3 protein-coding genes are annotated in these 3,175 nt (G+C 71.7%); all 3 read right to left on the bottom strand.

What is annotated here, in order from left to right; translation table 11 throughout:
- Window positions 1-10 precede the first annotated feature (10 nt).
- Entirely contained in the window at window positions 11-2,020 is a 2,010-nt protein-coding gene (locus BDIM_RS00660) for a heme lyase CcmF/NrfE family subunit (protein WP_040344456.1), read from the bottom strand.
- Window positions 2,021-2,023: 3 nt separating this feature from the next.
- Complete coding sequence (gene ccmE / locus BDIM_RS00665; RefSeq protein WP_003163639.1) at window positions 2,024-2,521, bottom strand: cytochrome c maturation protein CcmE; 498 nt, start codon at window positions 2,519-2,521, stop codon at window positions 2,024-2,026.
- A gap of 67 nt (window positions 2,522-2,588) precedes the next feature.
- Window positions 2,589-3,175 (bottom strand): tetratricopeptide repeat protein (locus BDIM_RS00670; RefSeq protein WP_050796552.1); only part of this gene is annotated, 587 nt, incomplete at its 5' end.

The following is a 3,175-nucleotide window of genomic DNA, read 5'->3' on the forward strand; positions in this document are numbered from 1 at the left end:
GCGGCGCGCCTCACGCCTGCGCCTCGACCGGCTCGCCCGGCTGGGCGGCCTTCTTCACGCGCGAGCCCGCCCCGACGCGCAGGCGCCGGTCCAGCAGGGAGATCAGCCCGCCCAGCGCCATCAGCGCCGGGCCTAGGAAGATCAACCGCGCCCAGGGGTTGTAGTAGATGCGCACGATCCAGGCCCGCTCGCCGTCGTCGGTCGCCGCGCGGTCGCCCATGACCGCGTAGACATCGTCCAGACCGCGGAAGTCGAGGCCGACCTCGGTCGTGGTCTGGCCGCCCGCCGGGAAGAAGCGGCGCTCGGCGGTGATGACGCGCTCGGGCGCGCGTCCGTCGACCGGCATGATGGTCAGGCGGCCCTGCTCGGCCAGATAGTTCGGGCCCTCGATGACCTGAACCGCGTCCAGCCGCGCCTTCCATGGCCCGGCGGCGACTTCCCCGCCCAGCGGCAGGGCCAGCGCAGCCTCGGCCTTGAAGCTGGTCTCGACCACGGCCCCCAGAATGAAGACGCCCAGACCGGCGTGGGCCAGCGCCATGCCCCAGGCGCCCAGCGGCAGGCCCTTGGCGCGGCGTAGAGTCTCGGCCAAGGGCGCGCGGAAGGCCTTGGTGCGCACGCCCAGCTCCGCCAGCGCCCCGCAGATCAGCCACGCCCCGACGCCCAAGCCTGCGGCGGCCAGCGCCTTCTTCGGCTCGAACAGGAAGAAGGCGGCGAAGGCGGCGGCGATCGCCAGAGCGGCGGCCAGCCACAGGCGCTGCAGGGCGCCCTTCAGATCGCCCCGCTTCCACGCCAGCAGCGGCCCGGCGGGCAGGATCAGACAGGCCACGATCATCAACGGGTTGAAGACGGCGTTGAAATAGGGCGGGCCGACCGAGATGGTCGCCCCCGTCACGCCTTCCAGAATGAGCGGATAAAGGGTGCCCAGCAGCACCGTGGCCGCCGCCGCCGTCAGGAACAGGTTGTTCAGCACCAGCGCGCCTTCGCGGCTGACCGGGGCGAAGGCGGCGCCCGAGCGGATGGCCGGGGCGCGCAGGGCGAACAGGATGAAGGCCGCGCCCGCCGCGACACCCAGAATGGCGAGCAGCATCATCCCCCGCTGGGGATCGACGGCGAAGGCGTGGACGCTGGTCAGCACGCCCGAGCGCACAAGGAAGGCGCCCAGCATGGAGAAGGTGAAGGCCAGGATCGCCAGGAAGACCGTCCAACCCGCCAGCGCCCCGCGTCGCTCGGTGACGATGGCCGAGTGCAGCAGGGCCGCGCCCGCCAGCCACGGCATGAAGCTGGCGTTCTCGACCGGATCCCAGAACCACCAGCCGCCCCAGCCCAGTTCGTAATAGGCCCAGAAGGAGCCCAGCGCGATGCCAACGGTCAGCAGGGCCCAGGACGCCAGCGCCCACGGCCGCACCCAGCGGCCCCAGGCCGGATCGACACGCTTCTCGATCAGGGCGGCGACCGCCAGCGAGAAGCAGACCGAAAACCCGACATAGCCGCCGTAGAGCAGCGGCGGGTGCACCGCCAGCGCCGGATCCTGCAACAGGGGGTTCAGGGACGCGCCCTGCACCGGCGCCGGGTCCAGCCGGAAGAAGGGGTTGGAGGTGAAGGCGGCGAAGGCCAGGAACAGGCTCGACAGGGCCGCCTGCACGGCCACGGCCGAGGTCTTCAGCCCGAACGGCAGGCCGCGCGCCAGGGCCAGCGCCCCGCCGAAGACCGTCATCACCAGACACCACAGCAGCAGGGAGCCTTCATGGCTGCCCCAGGCGGCGGCGACCTTGTAGAAGACCGGCTTGTCGGTATGGCTGTTCATGGCCACGTTCGACACTGAGAAGTCCGACACCACGAAGGCGTAGATCAGCGCGGCGAAGGCCAGGGCGATCGCCGCGGCCGAGGCCAGCATGGCGCCGCCCCCCGCCCCGGCCAGCACCGGACTGAGCCGCAGACGGCCCGCCGTGGTCAGCGCCAGACTGAGCACCGACAGCACCAGCGCCAGGATCAGGGCGAAGGCGCCCAGTTCGACGATCAAGGCTTAAGCCCCCTGCTGCACGGTTGCGGCGGCGGGCGCGGCCTCGTCGCCCTCGGGCCGCCACTCGCCCTTTTCCTTCAGCCGGTCGGCGACTTCGCGCGGCATATAGGTCTCGTCATGCTTGGCCAGCACCTGGCTGGCCTCGAAGGTGCGGTCGGGGCGGAACGACCCTTGAGCCACAATGCCCTGCCCCTCGCGGAACAGGTCGGGCAGGTCGCCGTGATAGATCACCTGCGCCGTCGCCCCGTTGTCGGTGACGACGAAGACGACCGAACCGTCGGCGGCCTTGTGCACGCTGCCCGCCTCAACCAGACCGCCCAGGCGGATCATCTGGCCGGCCGGAACCTTCTGCGGCGTCACCTCAGAGGGGGAGTAGAAGAAGGTCACATTGTCCTTCATCGCCCACAACGACAGGCCGACGGCCAGCGCCAGCACCGGCGCCGCAGCGATGACGACCCACAGGCGGCGGCGCGCCTTGGGCGATTTGGGCAACCAGCTCATGTCGACGATCCGGGGACGGCGGAAAACACCACCGCGTATATGGCGAGGTTAAGGGCGGGCCAACGGCTCATCGGGCGGCCTCGGCCAGGCGTTTCTGCAGGTCGGCGCGACGCGGATCCGACGGCGCCAGCACGGCGATCAGAGGCGTCCACATGGCTTCGGCCTCGGCCCGGTCGCCGCGCGCCAGGGCGGCCTCGCCCAGATAGAAGCGCGCGCCCAACTGGTCGGGATCCAGCTTGACCGCCTGGCGGAAGGCCGCCTCGGCGTCGCCGTCGACCGCGCCGTCATTGGCTCGCACCAGGCTCTCGCCCAGCCGCGCCCAGCTCTGGGCGTCGTCGGGCTGGATGGCCAGGGCGCGGCGGAAGGCCGAGGCCGCGCCGATGGGGTCGCCTGCCTCGAACCGGGCGGCGCCCAGCATGGTCAAGGCCAGACGGTCGTCGGGCCGGTCCTTGACCACCTGCCCCAGCACGGCCGCGACCTGCGCCGGCTCCAGCGCCTCGGGCGTCGAGGCCCATTCGCGCACGCGGGTCTCATAGGCCTGATCCTTCATGCCGGGCGCGCCGAAGACGACATAGAGGCCCAGCGACGCGGCGGCCGCGGCTCCGATCCCGCCCAGCACCCAATAGCGGTCGGCCGGGCGCGACACCGGACGGC

The sequence above is a fragment of the Brevundimonas diminuta ATCC 11568 genome (genome assembly GCF_000204035.1).
GTDB classification, from domain to species: Bacteria; Pseudomonadota; Alphaproteobacteria; order Caulobacterales; family Caulobacteraceae; genus Brevundimonas; species Brevundimonas diminuta.